This window comes from Williamsia limnetica (assembly GCF_003217475.1).
In the GTDB taxonomy this organism is placed as follows: Bacteria; Actinomycetota; Actinomycetes; order Mycobacteriales; family Mycobacteriaceae; genus Williamsia; species Williamsia limnetica.
On the sequence record NZ_QJSP01000013.1, the window covers coordinates 154,554 to 180,056 of the forward strand.

At 60.7% G+C, this 25,503-nt stretch carries 22 protein-coding genes; 14 read left to right on the forward strand and 8 right to left on the reverse strand.

Annotated features, from left to right (window positions below; genetic code table 11):
* Positions 1-253: 253 nt before the first annotated feature.
* The 3 genes from DFR67_RS21430 to DFR67_RS21440 all read left to right on the forward strand — a co-directional run bounded on the left by DFR67_RS21430 (position 254) and on the right by DFR67_RS21440 (position 4,676).
* Entirely contained in the window at positions 254-1,918 is a 1,665-nt protein-coding gene (locus tag DFR67_RS21430; protein WP_110471511.1) for a flavin-containing monooxygenase, read from the forward strand.
* The gene (locus DFR67_RS21435) at positions 1,915-2,853 is read left to right on the forward strand and encodes an alpha/beta hydrolase (protein ID WP_425451316.1); all 939 of its coding nucleotides are present in this window, start codon (positions 1,915-1,917) and stop codon (positions 2,851-2,853) included. Before DFR67_RS21430 ends, DFR67_RS21435 begins: the two co-directional genes overlap by 4 nt.
* 98 nt (positions 2,854-2,951) lie before the next feature.
* On the forward strand, positions 2,952-4,676 hold the full coding sequence (locus DFR67_RS21440) for a 3-ketosteroid-delta-1-dehydrogenase (protein ID WP_110471512.1): 1,725 nt from the start codon (positions 2,952-2,954) through the stop codon (positions 4,674-4,676).
* Between the two features lie 288 nt (positions 4,677-4,964).
* On the opposite strand, the gene DFR67_RS21445 is transcribed toward DFR67_RS21440, so the two are convergent.
* From DFR67_RS21445 to DFR67_RS21475, 7 genes are all read right to left on the reverse strand, one after another.
* Positions 4,965-5,765, reverse strand: coding sequence for an enoyl-CoA hydratase/isomerase family protein (locus tag DFR67_RS21445; RefSeq protein ID WP_110471513.1), 801 nt, complete (start codon positions 5,763-5,765; stop codon positions 4,965-4,967).
* A gap of 48 nt (positions 5,766-5,813) precedes the next feature.
* Positions 5,814-6,578 (reverse strand): SDR family NAD(P)-dependent oxidoreductase, encoded by a 765-nt coding sequence (locus tag DFR67_RS21450; protein WP_110471514.1) that lies wholly within the window; start codon positions 6,576-6,578, stop codon positions 5,814-5,816.
* A gap of 86 nt (positions 6,579-6,664) precedes the next feature.
* The gene (locus tag DFR67_RS21455) at positions 6,665-7,696 is read right to left on the reverse strand and encodes an ABC transporter ATP-binding protein (RefSeq protein ID WP_110471515.1); all 1,032 of its coding nucleotides are present in this window, start codon (positions 7,694-7,696) and stop codon (positions 6,665-6,667) included.
* Positions 7,696-8,703, reverse strand: a complete 1,008-nt coding sequence (locus tag DFR67_RS21460; RefSeq protein WP_110471567.1) for an ABC transporter ATP-binding protein — start codon at positions 8,701-8,703, stop codon at positions 7,696-7,698. The genes DFR67_RS21455 and DFR67_RS21460 overlap by 1 nt, the downstream gene beginning before the upstream one ends.
* Positions 8,704-8,810: 107 nt before the next feature.
* The gene (locus DFR67_RS21465) at positions 8,811-9,785 is read right to left on the reverse strand and encodes an ABC transporter permease (protein WP_110471516.1); all 975 of its coding nucleotides are present in this window, start codon (positions 9,783-9,785) and stop codon (positions 8,811-8,813) included.
* Positions 9,782-10,729 (reverse strand): ABC transporter permease, encoded by a 948-nt coding sequence (locus DFR67_RS21470; RefSeq protein ID WP_110471517.1) that lies wholly within the window; start codon positions 10,727-10,729, stop codon positions 9,782-9,784. The genes DFR67_RS21465 and DFR67_RS21470 overlap by 4 nt, the downstream gene beginning before the upstream one ends.
* A gap of 75 nt (positions 10,730-10,804) precedes the next feature.
* Positions 10,805-12,328: an ABC transporter substrate-binding protein gene (locus tag DFR67_RS21475; protein WP_245938074.1), complete on the reverse strand. Its 1,524-nt coding sequence runs from the start codon at positions 12,326-12,328 to the stop codon at positions 10,805-10,807.
* Between the two features lie 372 nt (positions 12,329-12,700).
* Between DFR67_RS21475 and DFR67_RS21480 the strand changes: the two genes are divergently transcribed.
* The 6 genes from DFR67_RS21480 to DFR67_RS21510 all read left to right on the forward strand — a co-directional run bounded on the left by DFR67_RS21480 (position 12,701) and on the right by DFR67_RS21510 (position 19,490).
* Entirely contained in the window at positions 12,701-13,720 is a 1,020-nt protein-coding gene (locus DFR67_RS21480) for a phosphotransferase family protein (RefSeq protein WP_110471518.1), read from the forward strand.
* A gap of 278 nt (positions 13,721-13,998) precedes the next feature.
* Entirely contained in the window at positions 13,999-14,796 is a 798-nt protein-coding gene (locus DFR67_RS21490; RefSeq protein ID WP_110471569.1) for an SDR family NAD(P)-dependent oxidoreductase, read from the forward strand.
* 126 nt (positions 14,797-14,922) lie between these two features.
* A complete protein-coding gene (locus tag DFR67_RS21495) occupies positions 14,923-16,503 on the forward strand; it encodes a fatty acyl-CoA synthetase (protein ID WP_245938075.1) in 1,581 nt (526 codons plus the stop codon).
* Positions 16,504-16,689: 186 nt separating this feature from the next.
* Positions 16,690-17,697 (forward strand): SDR family NAD(P)-dependent oxidoreductase, encoded by a 1,008-nt coding sequence (locus DFR67_RS21500; protein ID WP_146240496.1) that lies wholly within the window; start codon positions 16,690-16,692, stop codon positions 17,695-17,697.
* Between the two features lie 54 nt (positions 17,698-17,751).
* Positions 17,752-18,567 (forward strand): SDR family NAD(P)-dependent oxidoreductase, encoded by an 816-nt coding sequence (locus DFR67_RS21505; protein ID WP_110471522.1) that lies wholly within the window; start codon positions 17,752-17,754, stop codon positions 18,565-18,567.
* Positions 18,568-18,611: 44 nt separating this feature from the next.
* Entirely contained in the window at positions 18,612-19,490 is an 879-nt protein-coding gene (locus DFR67_RS21510; RefSeq protein ID WP_110471523.1) for an LLM class flavin-dependent oxidoreductase, read from the forward strand.
* A gap of 309 nt (positions 19,491-19,799) precedes the next feature.
* On the opposite strand, the gene DFR67_RS21515 is transcribed toward DFR67_RS21510, so the two are convergent.
* Positions 19,800-20,141 (reverse strand): hypothetical protein, encoded by a 342-nt coding sequence (locus DFR67_RS21515; RefSeq protein WP_146240497.1) that lies wholly within the window; start codon positions 20,139-20,141, stop codon positions 19,800-19,802.
* 576 nt (positions 20,142-20,717) lie between these two features.
* Here DFR67_RS21515 and DFR67_RS21520 point away from each other — a divergent pair.
* The 5 genes from DFR67_RS21520 to DFR67_RS21540 are packed head-to-tail and all read left to right on the forward strand — an operon-like array spanning position 20,718 to position 25,501.
* A complete protein-coding gene (locus DFR67_RS21520; RefSeq protein WP_110471525.1) occupies positions 20,718-21,650 on the forward strand; it encodes an SMP-30/gluconolactonase/LRE family protein in 933 nt (310 codons plus the stop codon).
* 26 nt (positions 21,651-21,676) lie between these two features.
* The gene (locus DFR67_RS21525; RefSeq protein WP_110471526.1) at positions 21,677-22,582 is read left to right on the forward strand and encodes an SDR family NAD(P)-dependent oxidoreductase; all 906 of its coding nucleotides are present in this window, start codon (positions 21,677-21,679) and stop codon (positions 22,580-22,582) included.
* 39 nt (positions 22,583-22,621) lie between these two features.
* Positions 22,622-23,854, forward strand: a complete 1,233-nt coding sequence (locus tag DFR67_RS21530) for a cytochrome P450 (protein WP_110471527.1) — start codon at positions 22,622-22,624, stop codon at positions 23,852-23,854.
* 26 nt (positions 23,855-23,880) lie between these two features.
* Positions 23,881-24,183: a 2Fe-2S iron-sulfur cluster-binding protein gene (locus DFR67_RS21535; RefSeq protein ID WP_110471570.1), complete on the forward strand. Its 303-nt coding sequence runs from the start codon at positions 23,881-23,883 to the stop codon at positions 24,181-24,183.
* Positions 24,170-25,501, forward strand: a complete 1,332-nt coding sequence (locus tag DFR67_RS21540) for an NAD(P)/FAD-dependent oxidoreductase (RefSeq protein ID WP_110471528.1) — start codon at positions 24,170-24,172, stop codon at positions 25,499-25,501. The genes DFR67_RS21535 and DFR67_RS21540 overlap by 14 nt, the downstream gene beginning before the upstream one ends.
* Positions 25,502-25,503: the final 2 nt, after the last annotated feature.

Sequence of the window (25,503 nt, forward strand, 5' to 3'; positions counted from 1 at the left end):
TCCTCGTGGCTCGCGCCCCCGCCAGGGGCCGCGACATGGCTATTTCTAATAGGAATAGTGCCATAGGATGCGGGATTTGTGAAGCCGGTCACTCGCCGGGGTCGTAACCCGAGGGCTCGGCGGGCACAACGCGTTCCGCATGGCTGCGGGGACCACTGGGTGGGAGGGCGCGTTTCGAACCGCATATGGCTGCCTTAACGTCGTCGTCTACAGCCAGACAGGTGCGGGGTGAAACATGCGAAGGATCATTGCCATGAGCAACAACGTCGAGCAACTGGACGCAGTCGTCGTCGGTGGCGGTATCGCAGGAATGTATGCGGTGTACGCGCTACGAGAAAAGGGTGCCCGAGTCCGCGGCTTGGAGGCCGCCGCGGGTTTCGGTGGTACCTGGTACCACAACCGGTATCCCGGTGCCCGCTGTGACATCGAGAGTGTTGACTACTCGTTCTCCTTTTCCGATGAGCTGCAACAAGATTGGGACTGGAGTGAGCGTTTCGCGACGCAACCGGAGATCCTGGCCTACCTCGAGCACGTGGCGGAACGATTCGACCTCACGCCGAACTTCACTTTCGGAGCCAAGGTGACGAGTGCTGCGTACGACGAGGTCGAGCAGCGTTGGACCGTGACCACCGGTGCAGGTCAGCAGTTCGTCGCACGCTTCTGCATCTTCGCCACAGGTCCACTGTCGGCGACCAACCTTCCCGACATCCCGGGTCGGGATACCTTCGCGGGGGAGTGGTATCACACCGGAGCATGGCCGCACGGTGAAGTGGACTTCAAGGGCAAGCGGGTCGGCGTCATCGGAACGGGATCCTCGGGAATCCAGTCGATCCCTGAGATCGCCGCCGATGCCGAACAGGTCTTCGTATTTCAACGAAGCGCGAACTACACGATCCCGGCCGGTAACCGGCCACTGAGTGACGAACTGAAGAAGGAGATCAAGGCAAACTACGCGGAGCGCCGCCGACAGGCTCGCGCCAGTGGTGGCGGATCACCCTTCACGCCCTACCCCAAAGGCGCACTCGAAGTCGACGAGGCCGAACGTCGCCGTGTTTATGACGAATGGTGGCAGCGCGGTGGTGTGCTCTTCTCCAAGGCCTTTCCGGACCAGCTCAGCAATCTCGCGGCGAACGATACGGCCCGCCTCTACACCGAAGAGAAGATCGCGGAACTCGTTGTCGATGGGGACGTCGCGAGTGCACTCACGCCTACGGATCATCCGATCGGTACCAAGCGGATCGTCACCGACAGCGGTTTCTACGAGTCGTTCAATCGTGACAACGTCTCGCTTGTGAACTTGCGTCACACCCCGATCGAGCGGGTGACGGAGGCGGGCATCGAAACCACAGCGCAGGTCTACGACCTCGACATGATCGTCTACGCCACGGGGTTCGATGCCATGACCGGCTCTCTCGACCGGATTGACATCCGCGGCAAAGGACGCCGCAGTCTCAGGGAGAAGTGGTCATCCGGACCGCGGACGTATCTGGGCCTCGAGGTAGACGGCTTCCCCAACATGTTCATCGTGAACGGGCCGGGAAGTCCGAGTGTTCTGGCAAACATGGTGCTGACCGCAGAACAACACGTCAACTGGATCGTCGAATGTATCGCCCACATGGATGCGCGAGGAGCGTGGACCATCGAGGCCAGTGCCGAAGCCGTCGACGGCTGGGTTGCCGAATGCAACGAGCGTGCGTCCAAAACGCTGTTCCTTCAAGCGAACTCTTGGTATTTGGGTGCGAACATCCCCGGGAAACCACGGGTGTTCATGCCCTTTATCGGCGGGTTCGCGGTCTATGGCGACATTCTCGACGAAGTGGCGAACGCCGACTATAAGGGCTTTGTGATGAGCCCGGTCGGCGACGCCGACAACTTTCAGGTTGGAACCGGCCAGGCAACGATCGGTGCGCCATCGTGACAACACTCGAACCTGAAGTCGCGGCCATGCTCGAGGCGCTGGACACGTCGTTTCCGGACGTGACGAGGATGGATCCGGTCGCGGTCCGGGAGATCATCCGGGACAGGCGGGCCCCACTGACCAGGCGACCAGACATGCGAACGGTCACAGACCTCCAGATCGATGGTCCTGGTGGCGATCTCGCCTTGCGGATATACCGGCCCCACTTTCCCGAGTCCGTGCTCCCGGTTGTCGTGTTCGCGCACGGTGGTGGGTTCGTGTTCTGTGATCTGGACAGCCACGATGAGTTCTGCCGTTCGATGGCAGACGGAGTCGGAGCGCTTGTGGTCTCCGTCGATTATCGACTCGCACCTGAGCATCCCGGGCCTGCCGCATTCGACGATGTCTACGCTGCGCTCGAATGGAGCGCTGAAAACGTCGGCGAGTTCGGCGGGAACAATTCGCAATTGATCCTGGCCGGCGACAGCGCCGGTGGCAACCTCGCTGCAACGGTGGCCATTGCGGCTCGAGATCGAGGCGGTCCGACGGTAGCAGGCCAAGTGCTCATCTACCCGGTGATAGACGATGATTTCGACACCGAATCCTATCGTCGCTTCGGAGTAGGCTATTACAACACCACCGCATCCATGAAGTGGTACTGGCAGCAGTATGCCCCTCGAGGCACCGACGATGTTCGTCTGGTGCCGACGCGGGCGGCAAGCCTGGCCGGTCTGCCTTCTGCTGTTGTTGTGACGGCGGAACTCGATCCACCTTGTTCGGCCGGCGATGACTACGCGACCCGGCTCGCCGCTGATGGGGTCTTGGTCGACCATCATTGCTTCGCGGGACTGTTTCACGGATTCCTGACCTTTCCATCATTGCCGCAGACCGATCCGGCTCGCCGGAGAATCTGGGCGATGATGGAGCAGATGATCCACCAGTCTCTGCGTGACTGATCTTCAATTCCGTCCACCCCAAGGGAACTCGTGGTGGATCCAGCTCAAATGTGACATACGTTACGACCAAGATTGTCCGACGCGAGAGTGATGAGAACATGGCGAAGAAACAAATTCCCCCTACGGCCGTCGCCCACGACATGAGTGTCGACCTACTGGTTGTCGGTTCTGGCACCGGTATGGCCGCAGCGCTCGCGGCGAATGAACTGGGGCTCTCGACGCTCATCATCGAGAAGACCTCTTATGTAGGTGGCTCCACCGCTCGATCGGGTGGCGCATTTTGGATCCCTGGGAGTTCGATACTGTCGAAGTTCGGTAAGCGAACCGATCCGTTGCCGGCGGCCAGTGACTATATACGGTCGGTTGTCGGCGACACTGCCCCCGCCGATCGGGGCCAGGCCTTCCTGGAAAACGGTGCCGCCACCGTAGAAATGCTGAGTCGCACAACACCTATGAGGTTCTTCTGGGCCAAGGGCTACTCGGACTATCATCCGGAGAAACCTGGTGGCCGCGCAGAGGGGCGGACATGCGAATGCCGCCCGTTCGACGCATCAGTCCTCGGTGATGAACGCGCTCGCCTTCGTCCAGGTGTGATGGAAGCGCCGGTACCGATGCCGGTGACCGGTGCGGAGTACAAATGGATGAACCTGATGGCCAAGAAGCCTGTCAAGGCCGTGCCGCGCATTCTCCGGAGAGTAGTTCAGGGCCTCGGCGGCATGGTGATCGGTCGTGAGTATCTCGCAGGCGGGCAAGCGCTGGCCGCCGGCATGTTCGCCGGTGTCCTCCGTGCGGAGATCCCGATGTGGACCGAAACGGCTTTGGTGAGATTGCTGCAGGATTCGGACGGGAAGGTAATTGGAGCCGTCGCGCGTCAGGCGGGCCGTGACTTCACCATCAGCGTCCGTCTCGGTGTGGTTCTGGCGGCTGGAGGCTTCGACCACAACGTCGAGTGGCGTCGGAAATACCAGTCCGAGAACCTTGTTGACCACGCGAGCTTCGGAAGCGAAGGTGACACCGGAGACGCGATCGCTCTCTCGCAAGACTTGGGCGCCGGCCTCGAGTCGATGGATCAGGCCTGGTGGTTCCCGGCTTTTGCTGCCCTTCCCGGCGACAAACCGTTGGTGATGCTCGCAGAACGCTCGCTACCCGGATCGTTCATCGTGGACCAGTCCGGGCGACGGTTCATCAATGAGTCCGTCGACTACATGTCGTTCGGACAGGAAGTGTTGCGGCGTGAGCGAGCCGGCACACCCGTCGAGGACATGTGGATCATCTTCGATCAGCGGTACCGGAACAGCTATTTGCTCGCGGGCGGGCTCTTTCCACGTCAGCCGCTCCCGAAGGCGTGGTACGAAGCGGGTATCGCTCACAGTGCGGATAGTGCTGCTGCGCTCGCGAAATTGATCGACGTCCCTGCGGAGGTGCTGGAAGAGACCTTCCGAACGTTCAATCAATCTGCCGCGAGCGGTTCGGATGTGGACTTCCACCGGGGCGAAAGCGCCTACGACCGTTACTACGGCGACCCGACGGTGGCACCCAACCCCAATCTCCGGGCACTGCGGGAAGGGCCGTTCTTCGCGGTCAAGATGGTGCTGAGCGACCTCGGGACCTGTGGCGGTGTGACCGCGGATCGGAGTGCTCGTGTAGTCAGGGAAGACGGCAGTGTCATCGACGGTCTCTATGCCATCGGCAACACCGCCGCCAATGCGTTCGGCCACACCTATCCTGGAGCCGGCGCGACCATCGGGCAGGGTCTGGTCTATGGCTACATCGCAGCGCATCATGCCGCGGCTTCGAGGTATGCAAAGACGGTCAATGCCTGATCAGAGCGGTCTCCGCGTTCTGCCGCGACCCTCATTGCGCGACGCGACGAGCACGTGGTGCAGATCGATGGTGTCGGCACACTATCCGCTACGCGTCGATGGAGGTCGGAGGTCGGGATGTGAAGTCCACGTGTTCACCTTCGGCTATTTCTGTATCGTTGTGACCGAGTAGGGCACAATACCGACTGGTCAGTTCGGATCACGTCGGAACATCAGAAAGCCCGCAACGATGTCGTTGCGGGCTTTCTTGATTTCGGAGGCGAAGAATTTCGGTGATTGGCGCCGGACTCAACGACCGGTGAAGACGGGTTGCCGTTTCTCACGGAAGGCGATCAATGCTTCGCGCATGTCCGACGTGCGCGTAGCCAACACCTGATTCCGGTTCTCGACCGCGAGTGCAGCGTCCAGCGATGGCGCGTCGACGTTCTGCTGGATGACCTGTTTGGTCAAGGTCATACCGAATGGGCTGTTGGAAGCGATCATCTCGGCAATCTCGTAGGCCTTGTCCAACAGACTCTCGGACGAGGTCACATCGGTGACCAGCCCAATCTGGAGTGCTTCATTTGCAGTGACGAAACGACCAGTCAACAGTATCTCGGTTGCTCGGGCGAGCCCGACGAGTCGCGGCAGCGCCCAGGAGGTGCCGACGTCACCACCCGACAGTCCAACTTTGACGAAGGCCGCGTTGAAACGGGCACTCTCGGTGGCGATCCGAATATCAGCGGCGAGTGCGAGGCCCATTCCCGCACCCGCTGCAGGACCGTTCACCGCAGCAATGACCGGCGTGGACATATGTCGGAAGCCGGCAACCGCGGCCCCCCAGTTCTGCTGTTCACGCATCATCTCCGTTGCGGTCATGTCGGGCAACTGAGCTGCGCAATCGAGGTCGAGCCCGGCGCAGAATCCGCGGCCGCCCCCGGTGATCACCAGTGCGCGGGTGGCGGGATCCGCGTCGACGCGCCTTTGCAGTTCGACGAACTCATCGAACATCTCAAAGGTGATGGCATTGAGACGATCGGGGCGATTGAGAGTGGCGAGGGCGACGCCAGGACTCGGGTGGCTGAGTTGGAGCGTGCGGAAATCTGTCATCGGAGCATCTTTCGGTTGAAGGATGGGGGGGAAGCCGAAAAACCGGATTCAGCGGCCGGAGTATGCGCCGCCGTTGATGTGGATGGTCTGACCCGTCACGTATTCTGCGCCGTCAGATGCCAACCACACTGCCGCAGCGCCTACATCGCTGCCGCGACCCAGTCGGGGAATCAGATTGAGCGCAAAAATATCTGGGAGCGGGGGATACTCGGCGTCCAATGCGGCTTGAAGATTTTCCATGAGCCCGAGTGCAAGCGAATTGACTGTGACTCCGCGGTCACCCACCTCGGTGGCTATGTGTCGGAGCGCGCCTTCGATGCCTGCCTTGCCGGCGCCGTACATCGCGGCCCCTAGGCCCTTGTTCGCCACAGCCCCTGATCCTGAGGAGATTTGGATGACCCTCCCGAAGTTCCGCTCCAGCATTCCAGTCAACACGCAGTGCGTAGTGTTCAGGGATCCGTACAAATTGATGTCGATGTAGGGCGGCCAGGTTGCCGGCGACGAAGTTGCAAAAGGTTGCCGCTGCGCTTCCGCCGGTATCCCGGCATTGTTGACGAGGATGTCGACGGCGCCGAGTTCGGCTTCTGCTGCGCGGATGCCTGCTGCGACGGCGCTGTAGTCCGTGATGTCAAAGGGCGCACTGGTGGCGGTACCCCCGCGAGCCTTGACGGCCTGCGCTCCGGCTTCGGCGCGATCCGCCGCGACGTCATTGATGATCACCGATGCACCCGCCGCAGACAGTGCCTGAGCGATTCCCAAACCGGTATTCTGACCGGCACCCGTCACCAGGGCAACTTTTCCTTCGAGACTCACTGTTCCTCAATTCATTGGATTACTTGTTCGGTCGGGTGCAAGACGTTCGATCGAGACGATGATGCGGGGTCGATCGCCACAGAGATCTACGTCGTCTTCTCGGTGACAACAATCGGACTGCCAGTTGTGCTTGTGTTCGGAAAATGGCAGGCAACAAAGTGATTGGCTTGCACCTCACGAATGATCGGTTCTTTGGTCTCACACACCTCCGCCGCTTTGGGGCAACGTGTCCGGAAGCGGCAACCGCTGGGAGGGTCTAGAGGTGAGGGTAGTTCGCCCTGCAGGCTGATCTCACCGGGATCGACAAGCGGATCTGGTTCGGGGATCGCTGCGAGTAGGGCTTCCGTGTAGGGGTGTAGAGGTGTGGCGTACATCCGATCGGGATCCGCAACCTCGCAGATCTTGCCCAGATACATGACGATGATGCGGTCGCTGACATTCTTGACCACGGCCAGGTCGTGTGCGATGAACAACAATGTCAGGCTGTATCTGGCTTTCATGTCTTGGAGTAGGTTCAGGATCTGTGCTTGCACCGACACATCAAGTGCCGAGACTGGTTCGTCGCACACCACAAGCTGCGGTTCTACAACGATCGCCCGGGCGATGGAGATGCGCTGACATTGACCTCCGGAGAACTCGTGAGGCTTCCTGTCGCCGGCGGTGTCGGGATCGAGACCTACGATACGGAGAGTCTCGTCGACAGCTGTATCGCGCTGCGGGCGAGTTTTCTCACCGCTGATATCGAGCCCCTCCGCGACGATCTTCCGGACCTTTCGCAGCGGATTGAGGGAGGATATCGGATCCTGGAAGATCATTTGCAGGTTCCTGCGGATAGGTCGGAGCTCGCGCGGTGAGAGGCCTGCGAGATCCGTTCCTTCGAAGGTCACGGTGCCCGACGTCGGTGGAGGAAGTTGCATGATGGCTTTGGCAACGGTGGACTTCCCGCAACCTGACTCGCCGACGAGGCCGAGGGTTTCGCCACGGACGATGTCGAGGCTGACACCAGAAACCGCGTGTACTTTTCCGCCGCGTCCGCCGTTGTACTCGACCACGAGGTCCCGCACCCTGAGCAAGGTGTCCTCGTTGTCTCGTAGATGTGCGGTTCCGGTTCCAGCCATCAGAGTTCCTTCGTTGTCATCGGCAGTCCGCCCGCCGTCTCGCCCAAGGTGAGGTTCTCGGCCAGCGCCGCCGAGCCATCGGCAGTGCCGACCGGATAGAAGCAGGCGAATCGGTGCTCAGGGGCGCTCCGGGGATCTGACGACAGTTCAGGTGTCTCGGTTAGGCAGCGTGGTCGGGAGTGTGGGCACCTCGGCGCGAAGGCGCATCCCGGTGGCGGATCGATCACTGTTGGAGGGCGCCCTGGAATGGCTTGCAGTCGTGTGTGACTCGGGTCGCTCAGCTTGGGGATCGATTCGATGAGGGCTCGTGTGTAAGGGTGGCGCATCTCGCTGAACAAGGTCTGAGTGGGCGCGTGTTCAACAACGCGTCCGGCGTACATCACGGCGATCTCGTCAGTGCGGCCTGCTACGACCCCGAGGTCGTGAGTGATCAGGATCATCGCCATGCCTTGTTCGCTACGAAGACGGGCAAGCAGCGTCAGGACTTGGTGTTGGACGGTGACATCAAGGGCTGTGGTGGGTTCGTCAGCGATGAGGAGGTCGGGAGAACACGCGATGGCCAGGGCTATTACCACGCGCTGGCGCATGCCGCCGGAAAGGTTGTGAGGGTACTGGGACAGACGCTTGTGAGGTTCGGGAATCCCCACCCACTCCAAGAGCTCCTCTGCCCGGTTGAGCGCTTCCCTCTTTGTCAGGCCGGTGTGTCGCCGCAGGGTTTCGGTGAGTTGTCGCCCGATGGTGAGGACGGGCGTCAACGCGGTCATCGGGTCTTGGAACACCATGGCCACGCGTGAACCCCACATAGCGCGGGCTTCAGACTTGCTGAGGGACGCCGTATCGCGTCCCTCGATCTCCACTCGCGAACCAGGTTGGATAACGGCGCTCGGTGCGAGAATGTTCATGATCGCCCGCGAGAGCACGGACTTGCCCGAACCGGACTCGCCGACGATTCCGAGGGTTCGGCCCCGAGAGAGGTCGAAATCGACGCCATCCACCGCACGCACCATGCCACGAGGTGTGTCGAACCACACGCGCAGATTGTGCACGCTCAGAATCGGCCCGTCACGCTGGGACAGTTCGTCCGCGGGGCTCACAGACTTGGTCGTTGATACATTCACAATGACGATTCCCTTCCGACCCGTCCGCGAGCCCAATCGCCGACGCGGTTCAATGAGAAGACCGTGAGGAAGAAGAACATTCCCGGAACCAATACCAAATAGGGTGCTTCGTATAGGCTCTCGCGCCCCGCAGCAATCATCCCGCCCCAGCTGGGCGCGGGCGGTGGGATGCCCAGACCGAGGAAGCTGAGGGATCCTTCTGCCACAACCAGCCCGGCGGCGACGACAGTCGCAAACGAAAACACCGGCAGCAGGACGTTGGGCAGGATTTCACGAAGGATGATTCGGATACTGCTGGCGCCCATCGACTTCGCGGCAGTGACGAACTCGCGATTTGCGAACGAGATCGTGTTCGCGCGTGCTATTCGCACGAAGGTTGGTGCACCGACGATGCCCAGACCCACTGCCAATGTCGTTGCGCTGGGCTCCATCACGGCGACCAACGCGATGAGAAGGATGAGCGGTGGAAATGCCAGAATCATGCTTGTTCCGATATCGAACGTGGTGTCCAGCGCGCCTCTGAAGTAGCCCGCGACGATGCCGATCGCGGTCCCGGTGACAAGCGCTATCAGGGTGGCCCCGATGGCCACAGCCAACGAGACCCTGGCGCCGTAGATCACGCGGCTGAGTTGGTCTCGTCCGATCTCATCCGTGCCCAGAACATGTGCGGCGTTCTTGAAAGGCTCCAAAGAGTACGAATCGGTGATCTCCGACGGGGACGGAAGCGGGAACAGGTCCGCGAATACTGCAGCAGCGACAATCAATGCTAGCCAGATCACCCCCACGGCAGCGCCGATATCTCGTTTGCGACGCCGCCTGCGTTTGGTGACCTGCACCTCTGCCGCGACATGACCGGCTTTCACGTCGAGATCGACATTTCCGGCGTACCCGGGATCGATCGGCGTGGGTTTTGTCAGTAGCAATTGCGCGTCGTCGGGGGTTACTGATGCTCCCGTCTCGGGGTGACTCATGCGGTCCTCACTCTCGGATCGAGTACGGGGTAGGCGAGGTCGACCAACGCGTTGAGCAGGACGTAGGCGACCGCCACGACAAGAACGATTCCCTGGATCATCAGGAAGTCACGCCCGGTGATAGATGTGATGACCAACGAGCCGAGCCCGGGCAACGAGAACAAAGTCTCGACGATGACCGTGCCTCCGATCAGCCGTCCGAGTGACACCCCCATCACCGTGATGAGAGAGAACGCCGACGGACGCAAGGCATGTGTGAACAGAATGCGCGGCGACGAAAGGCCCCGTGCCCGGGCCGAGAGGACAAAATCTTGCTGCAGTGTCGCCATCATGTCATTGCGGAGGACGCGAATGAATCCCACAGCCTCGATCGCTGAAAGCGTCACCACCGGCAAGATCAAACCCTCGATGTGGGGACCAAGTCCCTCCGATATCGGTGTCCATCCAGTGACCGGCAGGGTACCGAGACTGACCGCGAAGACGAACACCAACAACACCCCGAGGAGAAAGCTGGGTATCGACAGAGTGACCGAGCAGATGAACGTTGCTACTCGATCGAAGATCCCACCCGCACGGTATGCCGACCAAACTCCGACCGGAACTGCAATCAGAAGTGCCAACAGTATCGACAGTCCTGCCAATTCGATGGTGACAGGCAAACGTTCCAAAATCGCGTCGGTGACGGGAACCTGGGACTGCATCGAGCGGCCCAGGTCCCCGTGGAGTGCATTGCCGAGCCATTCGAAATACCTGCCGACCAACGGACCGTCCAAGCCATACTGTTCGGTCGCGGCGGTCCGCATCTCGGGGGTGGCTCCGGCCGGAAGCACGGAGTCGACCGGGTCACCTGGTATGAGTTCGAGTAGAAGGAACGTCGCGACGCTGACCAGCGAAAGGACAGCAACTAGCTTGGCGACATAGCGCACCGCTTCATGTTTGATCATGCTCAACTTCCCGCATTTCGGATTGGATGCCGGGGAAACGATGGGGCACAGTATCGAAAGACGATGCGTTCGGTGCTACTGCTGCACCCATGCCAGGTCTGACCGGAACCAATAGGAGTAGAGGTTTTCGATGCCGTTGACGTCCGAAGGCGAGATCAGGTAGGTCTTGGCATGACGCCAGAACCGGTACGCGTTGGCATCCACGATTCCGCCGATCGCGTCCGCGTATGCCTTGTTGACGGTGTCGGGATCGTTGGACGTATGGGTGAGTTCGAGGGCTTGGTCAACGCCCGGATCGGAGAATCCCGAGGTGTTGCTGGGTCCGTCCGTGGTGAACACTTTGTACAGGTTCTCGGGATTTGCGCCACCCAGCGAGCTGATGATGAGGTCGTAATTTCCGGATGTCAACGCGGAGTAGAACGCTCCGCCGTCGAGTGCGACGATCTTCAGGTTCAATCCGTTCACCTTGGCGAACTGTGCCTGCAACAGTTCTCCAACCTGTGTGAGCACCGGACTGCCTGCTGTGGTCGTGAATGTGAGTTCGACATCCTGTCCGCCGGTCTGCGCACGGTAGTCGTCGATCAGCTTCTGAGCGCCGGCGATATCTTGGGCGGGCCATTCTGATGACTGGTCATAGAAGGGGCTGTCGGCGGGGGTGAATCCGGTGGCAACGTCTTCGCCGGGATAGACGGCGTTCATGATCTGCTCATTGTCGAAGACTTTTCCGACGGCTTCGCGCACTCGCGGGTCTGCGAGTGGACCCCTGTCGCTTATCTGGACACCCGTGCCACCCATCATCGTCGCTTCGCTGACGTTCATGCCTGCTGCTTCGGCGCGATCCGCGTACTTCTTCAATGTGACTGCCATGACGTTTATCTCGCCCGCCTGAAGAGCGTTGTAACGCTGGTCGTCGGCAGGAATCGTTTTGATCACCAGCCGATCTGCGTACGGCCTGGGTTGATCCCAATACTGGGGGTTGCGGTCGAGGGTCATCTGGGTGCCGCGGGCCCAATTCGTCATGATGAACGGTCCAGCTCCGACTGGTGCGTTACCGAAGTCCTTCCCCTTCTCCTTGATTGCGGTGGGCGAGCCGACGAACGCCAAATCTTCCGCGATGTAGTTCGGGAGCTGATAATCAACCTTCTTGGAAGTGACCAGTAGGGTCGTTGGATCGGATACCTGCCAGGTGATCCCGGTCGCAGCAGCGGCGCTCGGTGACAGCAGCGCCGGATCCAGCGCACGGTTCCAGTTGAAGGCAACGGCATCTGCATCAAACGGTGTGCCGTCGGTGAATGTCAGATTGGGTCGGAGCTTGAGTGTCCATTCTTTGCCGTCTTGCGTCGTGAACGATTCCGCCATGCCGGGCTGAAACTCGCGGCTGTCGATGTTGTAGTACATGAGCGCGCCGTAGATCGCCTGGCAGGGCCCCAGTCCGATCCCGAGCGCACAGGTCACCGGATCGACGGACTGGGCTTCGGTGTTGAACGCGTAGGTCAGAGTGCCGCCTCGCGCTGGGTCGCCGGCAGGCTCGTTCTGTGCAGACTCCTTGCCCCCCGAGCACGCGGAGAGCATCAACGACAGCGCGGCCCCCGCGCTCACGACTGCTAAAAGGCGACTTCTCTTTGGCACTGCACGCTCCCTGTTCTGACGATGACGGCGCTCTTGGTTGCTGGATGACCAGCGGTGCGCCAGACCCCGGCGACTTCACGTCGCATTAAGTCAGTGCGCGTGGACGTCGACAAGGGGACGTTCCATCCAGTGGGCGAAAGTGGTTGCGAAGGGGTATGACCCGACCTCTTTGCTCATCGACGCATCGCTGCCTCCCGCCGAGCGGTCCCAAGGCTTGTGACTGTCCCAGATCCCGCGGACGCTTCAGACGCGGCGGGTCATCTTCGAGGTTGGGCATGGTGAAGTGGCCTACGAGGACAGCGCCCGAATCGAGGACCGCTCGGAGCGAAATGGAGTGAATGAATGTACACCGTTGAGGTCGATCTCGACCTCCCACGGCTTGCGGAATGGCTGAAGGCCGAACATTCCAACCTCGGTAGGCCGGTGAAGGCGTGGCTTCTGGCCGGAGGAAGATCCAACATCACGATCGGGCTGGAGACTGCAGCGGGTGAACGCTACTGCCTGCGAAGGCCACCCGGCGGGGACGTCGCCCAGTCCCACAACATCGAGCGCGAGTACCGATTTCTGGAACGATTGCAGGCGTCTGGGCTTCCTGTCCCGGCGATGCTCGCCTATTGCGGCGACCGGAGCGTGGCCGGAGCGCCGTTCTTCATGATGCGCTTTGTCGAGGGAACGTTGTGCGGGGATGCTTCCGATGCCACACAGCTCTCGGACCGAATGCGATGGGCGACAGGACACTCGATGGCTCCGACGCTCGCTCAGCTCCATGGCATCGATCTGGTGGGGACGGGAGTCGGCGACCTCGCGCGGCAGGAGGACTTCATCGGACGCCAGCTCCGGGCGATGCGTCGGGGACTGCAGCCGAATGACCTCGAGCGGTGGCCGCAGTTCGCAGCGATCGAGACTGCGCTGATGACCCAGAGGCCTGCGGAGACCGAGGTCACCCTCGTACACGGTGATTTCAAGATGGGGAACTGCATTTTCGCCGACGACGGTTCGATCGCAGCGGTTCTGGATTGGGAGTTGGCTACGCTAGGTAGTCCTCTGGCCGATGTCGGTTGGCTGGTCGCCAGTTGGCGACCACCGGGCGACACCGAGCCGCGGATTCTGCAAGCGCCATCAACGGTGGAGGGCTTTCCGGGCGTTGATGAGATATTGAGCGCCTATCAGAAGGCTACCGGTCGAGAGTTGGCCGACCTTCCGTACTTCGTTGGTCTCGCCGAATGGAAGTGGGCCTGTATCAGCGTCGGTATCCATCGGAGATACAGGCAAGAGTTAATGGGTGCCGCGACAGTCGATCTGACAATCTTGGAGCGTGAAATCGACAGCCGGCTGGCAGCAGCCGAAGCGGCACTGCGGTGACATGTGCCGACGACGACGCCGGATCGTGAACACGCAAGCGGTGTTGCGGTATTTGTTCCAGCCGCAGTGCACCGTCGCCTTGCTGTGTTCGACGTGCTGCCAGTTCTCGGTCCGCCCGATCAAACGCTGGGCTGTTCCGAACATCGAGCTTCCATCTGGTGGGAACGTGATGATCTTCCAACTCTATTGACCGGCATCATGGGTCTTTCAAGCGCGACCGGTGGCCCGGGATGGGGTCGCCGCTGATTCGGGCAGTCATAGCAGATGAGGAGCAAGACATGAATCGGTTCGAAGGTCGGCGGGTTCTGGTGACGGGCGCCGCCTCGGGAATCGGTAGGGCATCAGTGCTGCGCTTGCTCGCCGAGGGAGCTGCAGTTGTCGCTGCGGACGTGGTGGAGGCCGGTCTGAACGTGACCGATTCGGTTGCCTCCGAATCGGGGTACGGGGATCGGTTGACGACCCACGTGATCGATATCGGTGACGAAACCTCAGTGAGGCAAGGTGTCGCTTTCGCGACGAAGAGTCTTGGCGGACTGGACGTTCTCGTGAACGCGGCGGGAATTCTACGCAGCGCGCACACCGATGCGATGCCGCTCGAGGACTGGGACGAAATCCTTCGAATCAATCTCACCGGGACGTTCCTGATGATCCGTGAGTCACTGCCGGCGCTCATTGAATCGGGGCACGGTGTGATCGTGAACTTCACCTCGACTTCGGCGACTTTCGCCCATCCCTACATGGCAGCATACGCGGCGAGCAAGGGCGGAATCTGGTCGCTCACGCACGCCGTCGCACTCGAATATGCGAGCAAGGGAATTCGTGCTGTATCAGTGGCGCCAGGGAGCATAACCTCAGGAATGACCGCGGCACCGGGCATTCCTGACGACGCCGACTTCTCATTGTTCGCGAAACTGCAGCCGGTCCTGATAGGTACACCGACTGGCGGTGATGTAGATCAAGCTCCCGGGATGGCAGGCCCAGACAAGGTCGCAAGTGTGGTCGCGATGCTGGCGTCGGATGACGGTGCGTTCATCACCGGTACCGAGGTTCGGATCGACGGTGGTACCCACATGTGAGGGCGCCAGTTGTATAGCGGTCACTTGTGGGTGCAGCAAGTGCGAGGTTTCCATCCGCCGAATCCATGCTTCTCGGAGTCCCGTGGGTGAGACACGAGGAGACCGAATGTCGATTGAAGGAGCATGATGATATCACCGTTGCACATTGATCAGGCACGCGCACATTCGCTCGGTAGCCTGCCTCGCAGGGCGGCGCAGAGGTTCCCGGGTAAGGTTGCGATCGTCGACGGCAACGTCGAGTTGACGTACGACGACTTCGCCGACATGGTCGATCGAACAGCGGGCGCGATGAGCGAATCAGGTTTGGTACAGGGCGACCGATTGGCTCTGTTTTCGCGCAATTGCTGGCAGTTTGCGATCGTCGCATTCGCGGCAGCGCGCGCTGGTGTGATTTTGGTGCCGATCAACTTCATGCTGCGACCAAGCGAGATCGCGTTCATCGTCGATTTCAGTTCGGCCAGAGCATTCATTGCTCAAGATGAGTTGGTCCCAACAGCAGTCCAAGCGCTGTCGCAGAGCGCCGGGTCAGTAACCGAACGGTACGCCATCCGTTCGTCGTCTGATGCTGTCCCACGTGGGTGGGAAGATCTCCAGACCTGGATCGACAGAGACGCCGACGCACCCGACGTGAACATCGGCGACGACGATCCGATCAGGATGATGTTCACGTCCGGTACGGAGTCGAAGCCGAAGGGCGCGCTGCTGTCCAGTCGCGCGCTGATGTGGCAATACGTCTCGTGTGCGATTGACGGTGGTATGTCAGGGGACGATGTCGAGCTGCACTCACTGCCGCTGTACCACTGTGCGCAACTGGACAGCTTTCTCGGGACCGACATCTACCTCGGCGCCACCAACATCATCGTGCCCGCGCCCGAACCGGTCACACTCCTCCGAACCATCGAAGCGCGTGGCGTCACGAAGCTGTTCGCGCCGCCGACGGTGTGGATAAGCCTGCTGCGCGCGCCGGGGTTCGATGAATACGACCTGTCGTCGCTGCGCAAGGGATACTACGGTGCATCCGCGATGCCGGTCGAGATCCTGAAGGAGATCCAGGCACGTCTGCCAGACGTTCGCCTGTGGAATCTGTACGGACAGACCGAAATGTCACCAACAGCGACGATACTCACGCCCGAGTATCAGCTATCCCACCCGGGGGCGGCAGGGCGGCCGGTACTGAACGTCGAGACGCGCATTCACGATCTTGATGATCTGCCCGTCGGCTCGGGCGAAGTGGGGGAAGTGGTTCATCGATCGCCGCAGACCATGCTCGGGTACTTCAACGACGAGGGGAAGACCGCCGAGGCCTTTCGTGGTGGGTGGTTCCACTCAGGCGACCTCGGATACTTCGACGATGACGGCATGCTCCATATCGTCGACCGCAAAAAGGACATGATCAAGAGCGGTGGCGAGAATGTCGCGAGCCGCGAGGTCGAAGAGGCGATCTATTTGCTGGAAGGCGTATCCGAGGTTGCGGTGTTCGGAGTCACCCATCCGACGTGGGTCGAAGCAGTGGTTGCAGTGGTTGTGCCAAAGCCGGGAAGTCCGCTGACCGAAACGGACGTCATCCAGCACACTCGAACATTGCTGGCAGGCTACAAGACACCCAAACAGGTGGTGATAGCGCAAGATCTACCCAAGAATCCATCCGGCAAAATTTTGAAGCGATCGTTGCGTGAAACTTACGGGTTCGACTTCAGCGAAACCTGATCGCGGCACCATTGCGAGTCGTTGGTGGCGGATGCGTTCGCTTGAGCTGTCCAGCAAGAACCAGCCGTGGCCACTCGACTCGTCGCGGGTTTGGCGTAGACCGTCAGATTGACCAATGTTGTTCTGCAGTAGCCTGAAACGGCATGCTGAGTGCATTGTTCACGAAAGGTTCCGTCCAGTGGGCCGGTGGATGGCTCCAAGGAGTTCCGACCGCTAGATTCGCAGCAGCCGACATCATTCAAAGGAGCAATGTTGAGCGAATGCAGGTTCGACGGACAGGTCGCCATCGTGACGGGCGCGGGAAATGGTCTAGGGCGTGCCTATGCGCGGTTGCTTGCTGCTCGTGGAGCTCGGGTTCTGGTCAATGATCTCGGTGGCGACATGCACGGCGCGGGCGCGAGCAGGGGCCCTGCCGCCCGAACGGCACAGGAGATCGTGGCCGCCGGCGGCATAGCGGAAGCCAACTTCGACTCGGTGGCGACAGGCCCCGGTGGCAAATCTATTGTGAAACAAGCGATGGATACGTGGGGACAGGTGGACATTGTCATCAACAACGCCGGTGCTGTCGTTGCTCGCGGGCCAATCGACGAGAACACCGACGATGACTTCTGCACAGACCTGATGGTGGCCGCAGGAGGGACCTTCTTCGTCACGAAGGCCGTGTGGCGACATATGTGGGATCGAAACTATGGACGCATTGTCAATGTTTCATCGTCCGCTTTTCTGGGAATGAACAGCTCCGCTGGATATCCGGCGGCCAAGGGTGCCACCTGGGGACTGACTCGAAACCTTGCGTACCGAGCGACTTCTCAGGACAAGGACATCAAGGTCAACTGCGTGATGCCAACGGCTGCGGCCAGGATGACCAAGCTGATGGGTGACGCGATTTCCCATGGAATGGAGCGCTATTACCCTCCAGAATCCGCAGCAGCGCCGGTCGGCTACCTCGCACATCGTGACGTGGCCGTGTCAGGCGAGATGTTCGCTACCGGGGGAGACATCATGCGCCGCGTCTTCGTCGCCGTCACACCAGGCTATGACGCGGGTGAGGGCCGGCTGACCCCAGAGCTTGTCCGAGAAAACTTCGGAACCGTCTTTGGAGAAGCCAATTCCACCTTGGTCTTGAACGCCTACGACAAGGTCGCCCTGGATCGTCGTGTTGATTGGCAGGCGGGACTCGGAAGTGTCTTCTGACGCAGGCGGGTCTCACTTCGAGAGAGGTAGAGCAGCAGCTATGGGGAGGGTCGCGTGAAGAACCTGAACGGCCGGGTAGCCGTGGTTACCGGTGGAGCAAATGGGATTGGCTACGGTCTTGCCGAGCGGTTTCTGCAGGACGGTATGAAGGTTGTCATTGCTGACATCGATGCAGACGACCTGGACCGCGCGGCGAGCGAGCTGGCCGAGCATGGCGAGGTGCTCGCGGTTCACACCGACGTCGCCGTTGAAGAATCGGTTCGCGCACTTGCAGATTCCGCAGTCGAGCGCTTTGGCGCCGTCCACGTGCTGTGCAACAACGCAGGTGTCGGCGGCATGCAGCGATTCGCCACGACAAGTCTGGTGACCTGGCGTTGGACTCTAGGTGTCAACCTGTGGGGAGTAATCAACGGTTGCAACATATTTTTGCCCATACTCGCTGAACAAGACGAGGCATTCATAGTCAACACTGCGTCGATGGCGGGCTTTGTCACGACGGCACCCCTTCATCCCTACGTCGCTTCCAAGGCAGCAGTGGTAGCGCTGTCAGAGACAATGGCGAACGAGTTCGCGACGGAATATCCGCACGTCGGGGTTGCAGTACTTTGCCCGGCGTATACGGCCACCAGCATCAGGGACGACGAGCGCAACGCGCCTGCGGGGCATGTTCCAAGGGCACAAGCAGATCCTGAGCTGGAGTCGCTCCGTGAACAGGTCAACGCCGACATCGACTCCGGTATATCTACACAGCGAGTGGCCGATCTGGTGGTACAGGGAATGGCCGAACGCAAAACTCACATCTTCCCGGCGCCGGAGTGGCTCAATTACTGGCAGGATCGCGTGGATCGGGTGAAGCAGCAGATCGTCTGAATTCTGCGAAATCAGCTACTGCACTAGGAGAGTAGGACACAGTTATGCGATTCACTTTCGCCGAGGCGATGACAGATCCCAACTTCTATTCACCGTTGGCGATAGCCGCCGAAGGCGCGGGTTACGAAGGATTCGTCATCCCGGATTCCATCGCCTACCCCGAAGAGTCAGATTCGAGGTATCCGTACACCGAAGATGGCAGCCGCGAGTTTCTCGAGGACAAGGCATTCGTCGAGACATTCGTTATGGCGGCGGCATTGGGTGCGGTGACGGAAAAAATTCGATTCATTCCGTTTGTTCTGAAACTCCCTGTTCGCCCGCCGGCGTTGGTGGCAAAACAGGCGATGTCAGTCGCGGTCATAACACGAAATCGGTTTGCGCTCGGTGTGGGAACCAGCCCCTGGGTCGAGGACTACGGCATCATGGGCGTTGATTTCAAGCGTCGAGGTAAGCGCATGGACGAATGTATGGACATCGTTCGGGGGCTGGGTACAGGTGAGTATTTCGAGTTCCATGGTGAGTTCTACGACATTCCCAGAATCAAGATGAACCCGGCGCCGAGCAAGCCGATTCCGTTGCTGGTCGGTGGACATGCCGATGCCGCGCTCAAGCGCGCGGTGACTCGCGGCGATGGCTGGATGTACGGAGGAGGGCCGCCCGGAGAACTCGATCTGTTGCTCGACAAGATCCATGCAATCCGGAAGGCGGAGGGCAAGCTCGATGAACCATTCGAGATTCACGCGGGCTCTCCGGACGCGTACTCTCCCGATGGTTGTAAGCGCCTCGAGGACAGGGGAGTCACCGATGTGGTCGTAGGCTTCCGGACACCCTATGTCGTCGGGATCGATACCGAACCGCTTTCGCAGGAGGTGGACAGCCTCAACATGTTTGCCGAATCGGTGATCAGTAGAGTCAACCGCTGAAGTCGACGGCGAGTCTGTCGACCGACATGTTTGAAGAGGATCTTGAGGCCCGTGTGGAGAGAGCAGAGGCCACCGGACGGGGGTCTCATCATGATGATGTGTCCTCCCATTGCCTCTCGACCAGCGGCATATCGTGGGTCGAAGCCACCTCTTTACGTCGGCATCGCGATCACGGCGAGCAGCTACTTCGTCATGTCCATGGTGCCATTCAGCATTGCGGTGGACGTGGCCATCCGCTGTGTCAATTCGATTGAACAGGCGTTGATCTTGGCCTCGATACCCGCGTTGATCATGCAGTCGGTGACGCGATCAGAGACTGCAGGCGCAACCGCTGATGCGCATCATCGATTCTAGGCCGTTTCGTGGGCCACCGGGGGTGGTCGCACCGTAGCGGTCGATCTCGGTGTCGATGTCCGGCGTTCGGGTGGGCTCGATGCCGGGGGCCATCACTCGCTCGAGCTCGACGTCAGGTTCCAGCCACGTGATTTGGAATTGGATGCCGCCGGGGCCCCGGCCGTGGAGTGCTTGGGTCGCAGCATGATCGGATGCACCTGCAATCACCCGGCGTTCCCAAGCATCCATCGACGGCTTCTGGACGTGGCTCGGTGGGCCACTATCACCCACCGTTGTGCAGTAGAACTCAGCACTCACCTGGGAAGTCGAGTCGCTCGCAAGTTCCGAAATCGTCATCATTCGCTGTGTTCCAGGCAGCAGCACCCCCTGCCCAACCGGCGGCGCATTCTTGCCGGGGTTACGCATCGGGTAGTCCCGGTTGACATCGAACTCGACGTCGAGTTGCCGCGGTCGTCGATATGGGCAGCTCGTAGTCTTTCGCGCAGAATGACATGCACGACCTGGGAGCGCCGTAAGGCGCTGCGATCCAGGGATTGGGATGTACCCCGAGACCTGGCCGAGGTCATCGGTTGCGGCATTGTGGGTGCCTTTACGTCGGGGTCTTGGGGCCTGTCAGATGGCCGGGTCCGAAACCAGGATAGGACCGCTGGTTCGTGCAGTGACACATGAACTCCCGCTCCCCGGGAATGCGTGAGGGTTCGGGCTCGACTAGTTGACAAAGTGCATGCACTTGCTAGTGTGGTCTGCGCCACGTTTATTGTTCTCGACAAACAGCACGGACTGGACCCGTCAGTTCCCGCGTTCCGTCCTTCCGGTTGCGAATACTCTGTGGCGCATCAAAATACCTTCGAACCTGGCAAGGACGAAACAAATATGATCACCGTCGCTGATGCCGTTGCAGACGCTCGCCGTATCGATGCTCAGGAGATCGCCCAGGGATTCTCCTGGCCGGAATGCCCGCGCTGGCACGATGGCCTCTTCTGGTTCTCGGACATGTACACCTCGACACTGAAAACCATCGACTCTGCTGGTGAGGTGAAGGTGGCCGTCGACGCGACCGGTCGCGCGAGGCATTCGACCGTACCGATCGTTCTCGGCGGGTTCGGCTGGCTACCGAGCGGAGAGATGGTCGTGACGTCGATGCACGAGAAGTTGGTACTCATTCACGACGGTTCCAGTCCGACTGCCCTCTCCGTCTATGCAGACCTCAGCGATCTCGCGCCCGGACCGATAAACGACATGGTGGTCGCCGCCGACGGCTTCGTTTACGTGACGCAGCTGGGATTCGACGTGTTCAATGGGGCAGAGCCGTCGCCGTCGCCGATCGTCGTCGTTGATCCGACGGGTGCGCCGTCGACTGCAGATTCGATCGGTCCGCTGTTGGGTGCCAACGGAATCGCGATCACAGAGGACGGATCTCAGGTCTTCACGGCCGAGGCCTTCGCCAACCGAATTCTGGTGATGGACCGGGCCGCAGACGGCTCGCTGGCGAGTCAACGGGTGTTCGCCGAATGTCCCTTCCTTCCCGACGGGATGTGCCTGGACGCAGAAGGGGGAGTGTGGGTCGCGATGCCGGGCAGCGGGTATGTGGTGCGCTTCATCGAGGGCGGGACGATCACCGACGCGATCCCGATCCCCTTGGCCAGCGGCGTCGGCTCGGCCTGCCTGCTGGGAGGGGCCGATCGCCGCACGCTCTACATCACCGTCGGGGTAGAGGTCTTCGACTTCGAAAAGTCGGCACGAGAGGCAAAGGCCGGCATTTGGACCGCCCAGGTCGAAGTTGGTGCCGGCCAGACCCGACCCTGAACAGCTACGCAAACGAGGAGAACACTATGCAGGAATTGCGATTCGATGGTCGCTCGGTGATCGTCACCGGAGCAGGTCGAGGCATCGGCCGCGAATACGCCCTCTTGTTGGCCGCCCGGGGCGCGGCAGTCGTTGTAGGCGACCTGGGCGCTTCAACCGACGGATCCGGGGTGGACGGAGACGATCCGGCAAGCGCCGTGGCCTCGGAGATCACAGCCGCAGGTGGCCGGGCGGTTTCGTGCGGCGCCGACGTGTCCAGAGAAGAAGGTGCGCGCGCACTTGTCGATTCTGCGCTGGATTCTTTCGGGCACCTGGACGCGGTGATCAACAATGCCGGCATCGTGCGGACTGCCGGATTTCTCGATGTTTCTGACGACGAGTACCAGCGGCACCTTGACGTCCACTACTTCGGTTCGCTTCGGGTCTCTCGTGCCGCATGGCCGCATCTGGTCGCGTCCGGCAAAGGCCGGATTGTGAACACGGTTTCTGCTGCGATGCTGGGCAATCCGATGATGACCCATTACGGGAGTTCCAAGGCGGCGGTGTTCGGGCTCACCAGGAACCTCGCGATCGAGGGGCTCGACGCCGGTATCAAGGTCAACGCCATCGCCCCGGGCGCAGGTACCCGTATGGCTGAAGCGTCGGCCGGAAGTCTGTCACCAGAAATCTTGGACTACCTGATGAACAGCCTGCGGCCCGAGTTCGTGGCACCGATGGGCGCCTACCTGGTTCACCCTTCTTCCACGGTCACGGGCGAGGTGTTCACGGTGGCGGGCGGAGCCGTGAAGCGGCTGGCAATGCTCAACACCGTGGGCATCACCGAACCGGATCTGAGTGTGGAGTCCATTGCCTCGAGGTTCGACGAGATCATGTCGATCACACCCGATGCCGTAGCCCAAATCATTGAAACACAGCAGGTTCCGGCAACATGATGACAATTTTGCGACTTGAACGATCTCGAGGAGACTCCCATGACCAGTGTTGATGAACCAACAATCGACACGACCTACCCGTTCGCACCGGTAGAGTCGACCGCGGCCGCGGCCCGTTTGAAGGCGATTGCCACGGAGCGTCCGATGACCAGGATGACGATGCCATTTGGTGGGGATGTCTGGGTGATCCACCGTGAGCACATTGCGCGCATGATGCTCGCCGACCAGCGGTTCGTCCGGCAGCCGTTCCGAACGGGTGAACGCCAGGTGCCCTACTTCGTGGAATTCCCGGACTTCCTTCGGTCGACCATTCAGTTCGAAGATCCGCCGCATCACACCAAGCTGCGGAAATTGGTGCAGCGCGCGATCTCTCCCAAACGCGTACGCGGGATGCGCGACTCCGCCGTCGAGTTCGCCAACTCATTGATCGACACGATGATAGTCCGGGGTGGCCCGAGCAATCTTGTCGAGGACTATGCAGTGGCACTACCGATCCAGATGCTCAGCAATCTGTTGGGTGTCCCGCCCGAGGATCGAGCGAAATTCCAAAAGTGGAGTTCAGCGACGCTTTCTGTGGCCAACATGCCGCAGGAAGAAGTCGAAGCCAACATGATCGAGTTGGTTCAGTACATGCTGGCTCTCATTGAGGAGCGTCGGCGCGAACCCCGGGAAGACCTGCTCAGCGATCTGGCCAATGCGCGCGATCGCGACGAAACCCTGACCGATGCGGAGATCCTGCCTATCGCACTCATCCTCATTATCGGGGGATTCGACAACACCGCAAACTTCATCTGTTCCGGTGTGCTCTCACTCCTGCACAACCCGGATCAGTTGAAGATTCTCCTCGACGACGTCGACGGCGTCGTCCCAACTGCAGTCGAAGAAGTGCTGCGACACGGACGATTCGAGCTTGGGCGACCTGTCGCCGGTGCCGGTGGGTTGGTTCCTTTCATCGCGACCGCAGACGTCGAGTTCGACGGTGTCCTGGTGGCACGCGGTGACGCAATCCTGGTCGATCCAGGTTCTGCGGGACACGATCCTGCTGCAGTCGCTCATAGTGAGAAGTTCGATGTGCTCCGCACACAAAACCCGCATCTGACACTGAGTTATGGCTTGCACCACTGTCTGGGCGCCCCCCTGGCGCGGATGGAGTTGCAGGTTGCCATCAGCGAGCTCTTCAAGCGACTGCCGGACCTGGCGCTGGCCGGAGAGGTCGTCGTTGACGAGACCAACTTGACGCAGCCGATCACTTCGCTGCCTGTGACCTGGTAGGGGGATCTGTGCCGCAAGTGTTTTTCATGCAAACGAACGGTGCGGAGAAGGTCATCGAAGGCGCCGTCGGCGACTCGGTGATGCAGACCGCTGTCCGTAATGGGGTATCGGGCATCGTCGGTCAATGTGGAGGCGTGCTCTCCTGCGCCAGTTGTCATGTCTTCCTCGCTGCTGACGAACTCTGCAACTTCGAAGACGCGGTGGAGGACGAGGAGGACATGCTTGAATGCACCGCGACCGACCGCCAGGAGAACTCCAGGTTGTCGTGCCAGCTGATCTTGGCTGACGGTATCGATGTGCATGTGACACTTCCTGATGAACAGCTCTGACGCGCCGAGCCTGGCCACCGGGGCAGCGACACCGTATGGGACCCGGGTGGTGGTCGTGGGTGCCTCCCACGCCGGGATTGCCGTGGCCGACCGGTTGCGAGCAGGTGGCCATCAGGGCCCGCTGACACTTATCGGTAGCGAGCGTCATTCGCCGTACCATCGTCCGCCACTGTCGAAGGCCTTTCTCAAAGGCGAAATCGACATGCACGGTATCGCTCTCCGCGGTGAGGGCTATTTCCGTGACAACGACATCAATCTGAGGTCGGGAGAGCGGGTTGTCGAGGTCGAGCGGAGGGCCGATGGGCGCGGTGTCGTGCGAACGCGAGCATCGCGGGGGCGAGATATCGTGGACGGTGCGAGTATCTCGGCCACGTACGAGTTCGACAGACTGGTTCTTGCGACCGGTGCGCGCCCCAGACGATTGTCGATCCCTGGAGCCGATCACCGGGATGTGTTGGTCCTTCGCGACCTCGAGGATGCGTTGAGGTTGAAGAAGCGACTGCGTAGCGGACCTGTGGTCGTGGTCGGAGGTGGTTTCGTCGGCCTGGAGGTCGCGGCGACGATCAAGGATCTTGGTGGTGATTGCACCGTGGTCGAGGTCGGGCCGGGACTGATGGGCCGGGCTGTCGGGCCCGAGACAGCTGCGTGGTTCGCGGCCGAGCACATGTCCAAGGGCATCGATATCGAACTGGGCTGTCGGCCCGAAGGGATTGTGACCGAAAATGATCGGATTGTCGGCGTGCGGCTTGACGATGATCGTCTGATTCCCGCGGCGACGGTCGTGGTCGGGGTGGGGGTGACACCGCGTGATGAGTTGGCGCGGTCCATGGGATTGCGTTGCGCGGCGACCGGAGGCGTCATCGTCGATCACCGGTGTGTGACCTCGGACGGAGTGACCATTGCCATCGGTGATTGCACCGTGCAGCCCTATCCGACATCCGGTGCGGCCGACCTCGTCCGGCTCGAGTCGGTCGACAACTCCGATCAACAGGCGGTCCTGGCCGCGGACACACTACTCGGTGAAGTGTCCTCCGAGCGCTCTGTCCCCTGGTTCTGGTCGGAGCAGGGCGCGACCAAGTTGCAGATGGCCGGCTTGATCCGCGACCACGATGATGTCGTCGTCAGGAGGGATCTCAAACGCGCGGATCGACGCACCGTCATCTATCTTCATTCCGGCACGATGATCGCAGCGGAATGTGTCAATTCTCCCGCCGACTTCTTGGTTCTACGCAAGGCTCTCGCGCGTCGGGTCGCGATCACTCGTGAGGCGTTGGCGGACGTATCAACCCCGCTGCGAAAGTTGCTTGACGCGAGTTAGGC

Coding starts and splice junctions, on each gene's coding strand:
- DFR67_RS21430 (WP_110471511.1), top strand. CDS start 254: ATGAGCAACAACGTCGAGCAACTGGACGCAGTCGTCGTCGGTGGCGGT.
- DFR67_RS21440 (WP_110471512.1), top strand. CDS start 2,952: ATGGCGAAGAAACAAATTCCCCCTACGGCCGTCGCCCACGACATGAGT.
- DFR67_RS21445 (WP_110471513.1), bottom strand. CDS start 5,765: ATGACAGATTTCCGCACGCTCCAACTCAGCCACCCGAGTCCTGGCGTC.
- DFR67_RS21455 (WP_110471515.1), bottom strand. CDS start 7,696: ATGGCTGGAACCGGAACCGCACATCTACGAGACAACGAGGACACCTTG.
- DFR67_RS21460 (WP_110471567.1), bottom strand. CDS start 8,703: ATGGTGCGTGCGGTGGATGGCGTCGATTTCGACCTCTCTCGGGGCCGA.
- DFR67_RS21465 (WP_110471516.1), bottom strand. CDS start 9,785: ATGAGTCACCCCGAGACGGGAGCATCAGTAACCCCCGACGACGCGCAA.
- DFR67_RS21470 (WP_110471517.1), bottom strand. CDS start 10,729: ATGATCAAACATGAAGCGGTGCGCTATGTCGCCAAGCTAGTTGCTGTC.
- DFR67_RS21480 (WP_110471518.1), top strand. CDS start 12,701: ATGTACACCGTTGAGGTCGATCTCGACCTCCCACGGCTTGCGGAATGG.
- DFR67_RS21490 (WP_110471569.1), top strand. CDS start 13,999: ATGAATCGGTTCGAAGGTCGGCGGGTTCTGGTGACGGGCGCCGCCTCG.
- DFR67_RS21495 (WP_245938075.1), top strand. CDS start 14,923: ATGATATCACCGTTGCACATTGATCAGGCACGCGCACATTCGCTCGGT.
- DFR67_RS21510 (WP_110471523.1), top strand. CDS start 18,612: ATGCGATTCACTTTCGCCGAGGCGATGACAGATCCCAACTTCTATTCA.
- DFR67_RS21520 (WP_110471525.1), top strand. CDS start 20,718: ATGATCACCGTCGCTGATGCCGTTGCAGACGCTCGCCGTATCGATGCT.
- DFR67_RS21525 (WP_110471526.1), top strand. CDS start 21,677: ATGCAGGAATTGCGATTCGATGGTCGCTCGGTGATCGTCACCGGAGCA.
- DFR67_RS21530 (WP_110471527.1), top strand. CDS start 22,622: ATGACCAGTGTTGATGAACCAACAATCGACACGACCTACCCGTTCGCA.
- DFR67_RS21535 (WP_110471570.1), top strand. CDS start 23,881: ATGCAAACGAACGGTGCGGAGAAGGTCATCGAAGGCGCCGTCGGCGAC.
- DFR67_RS21540 (WP_110471528.1), top strand. CDS start 24,170: ATGAACAGCTCTGACGCGCCGAGCCTGGCCACCGGGGCAGCGACACCG.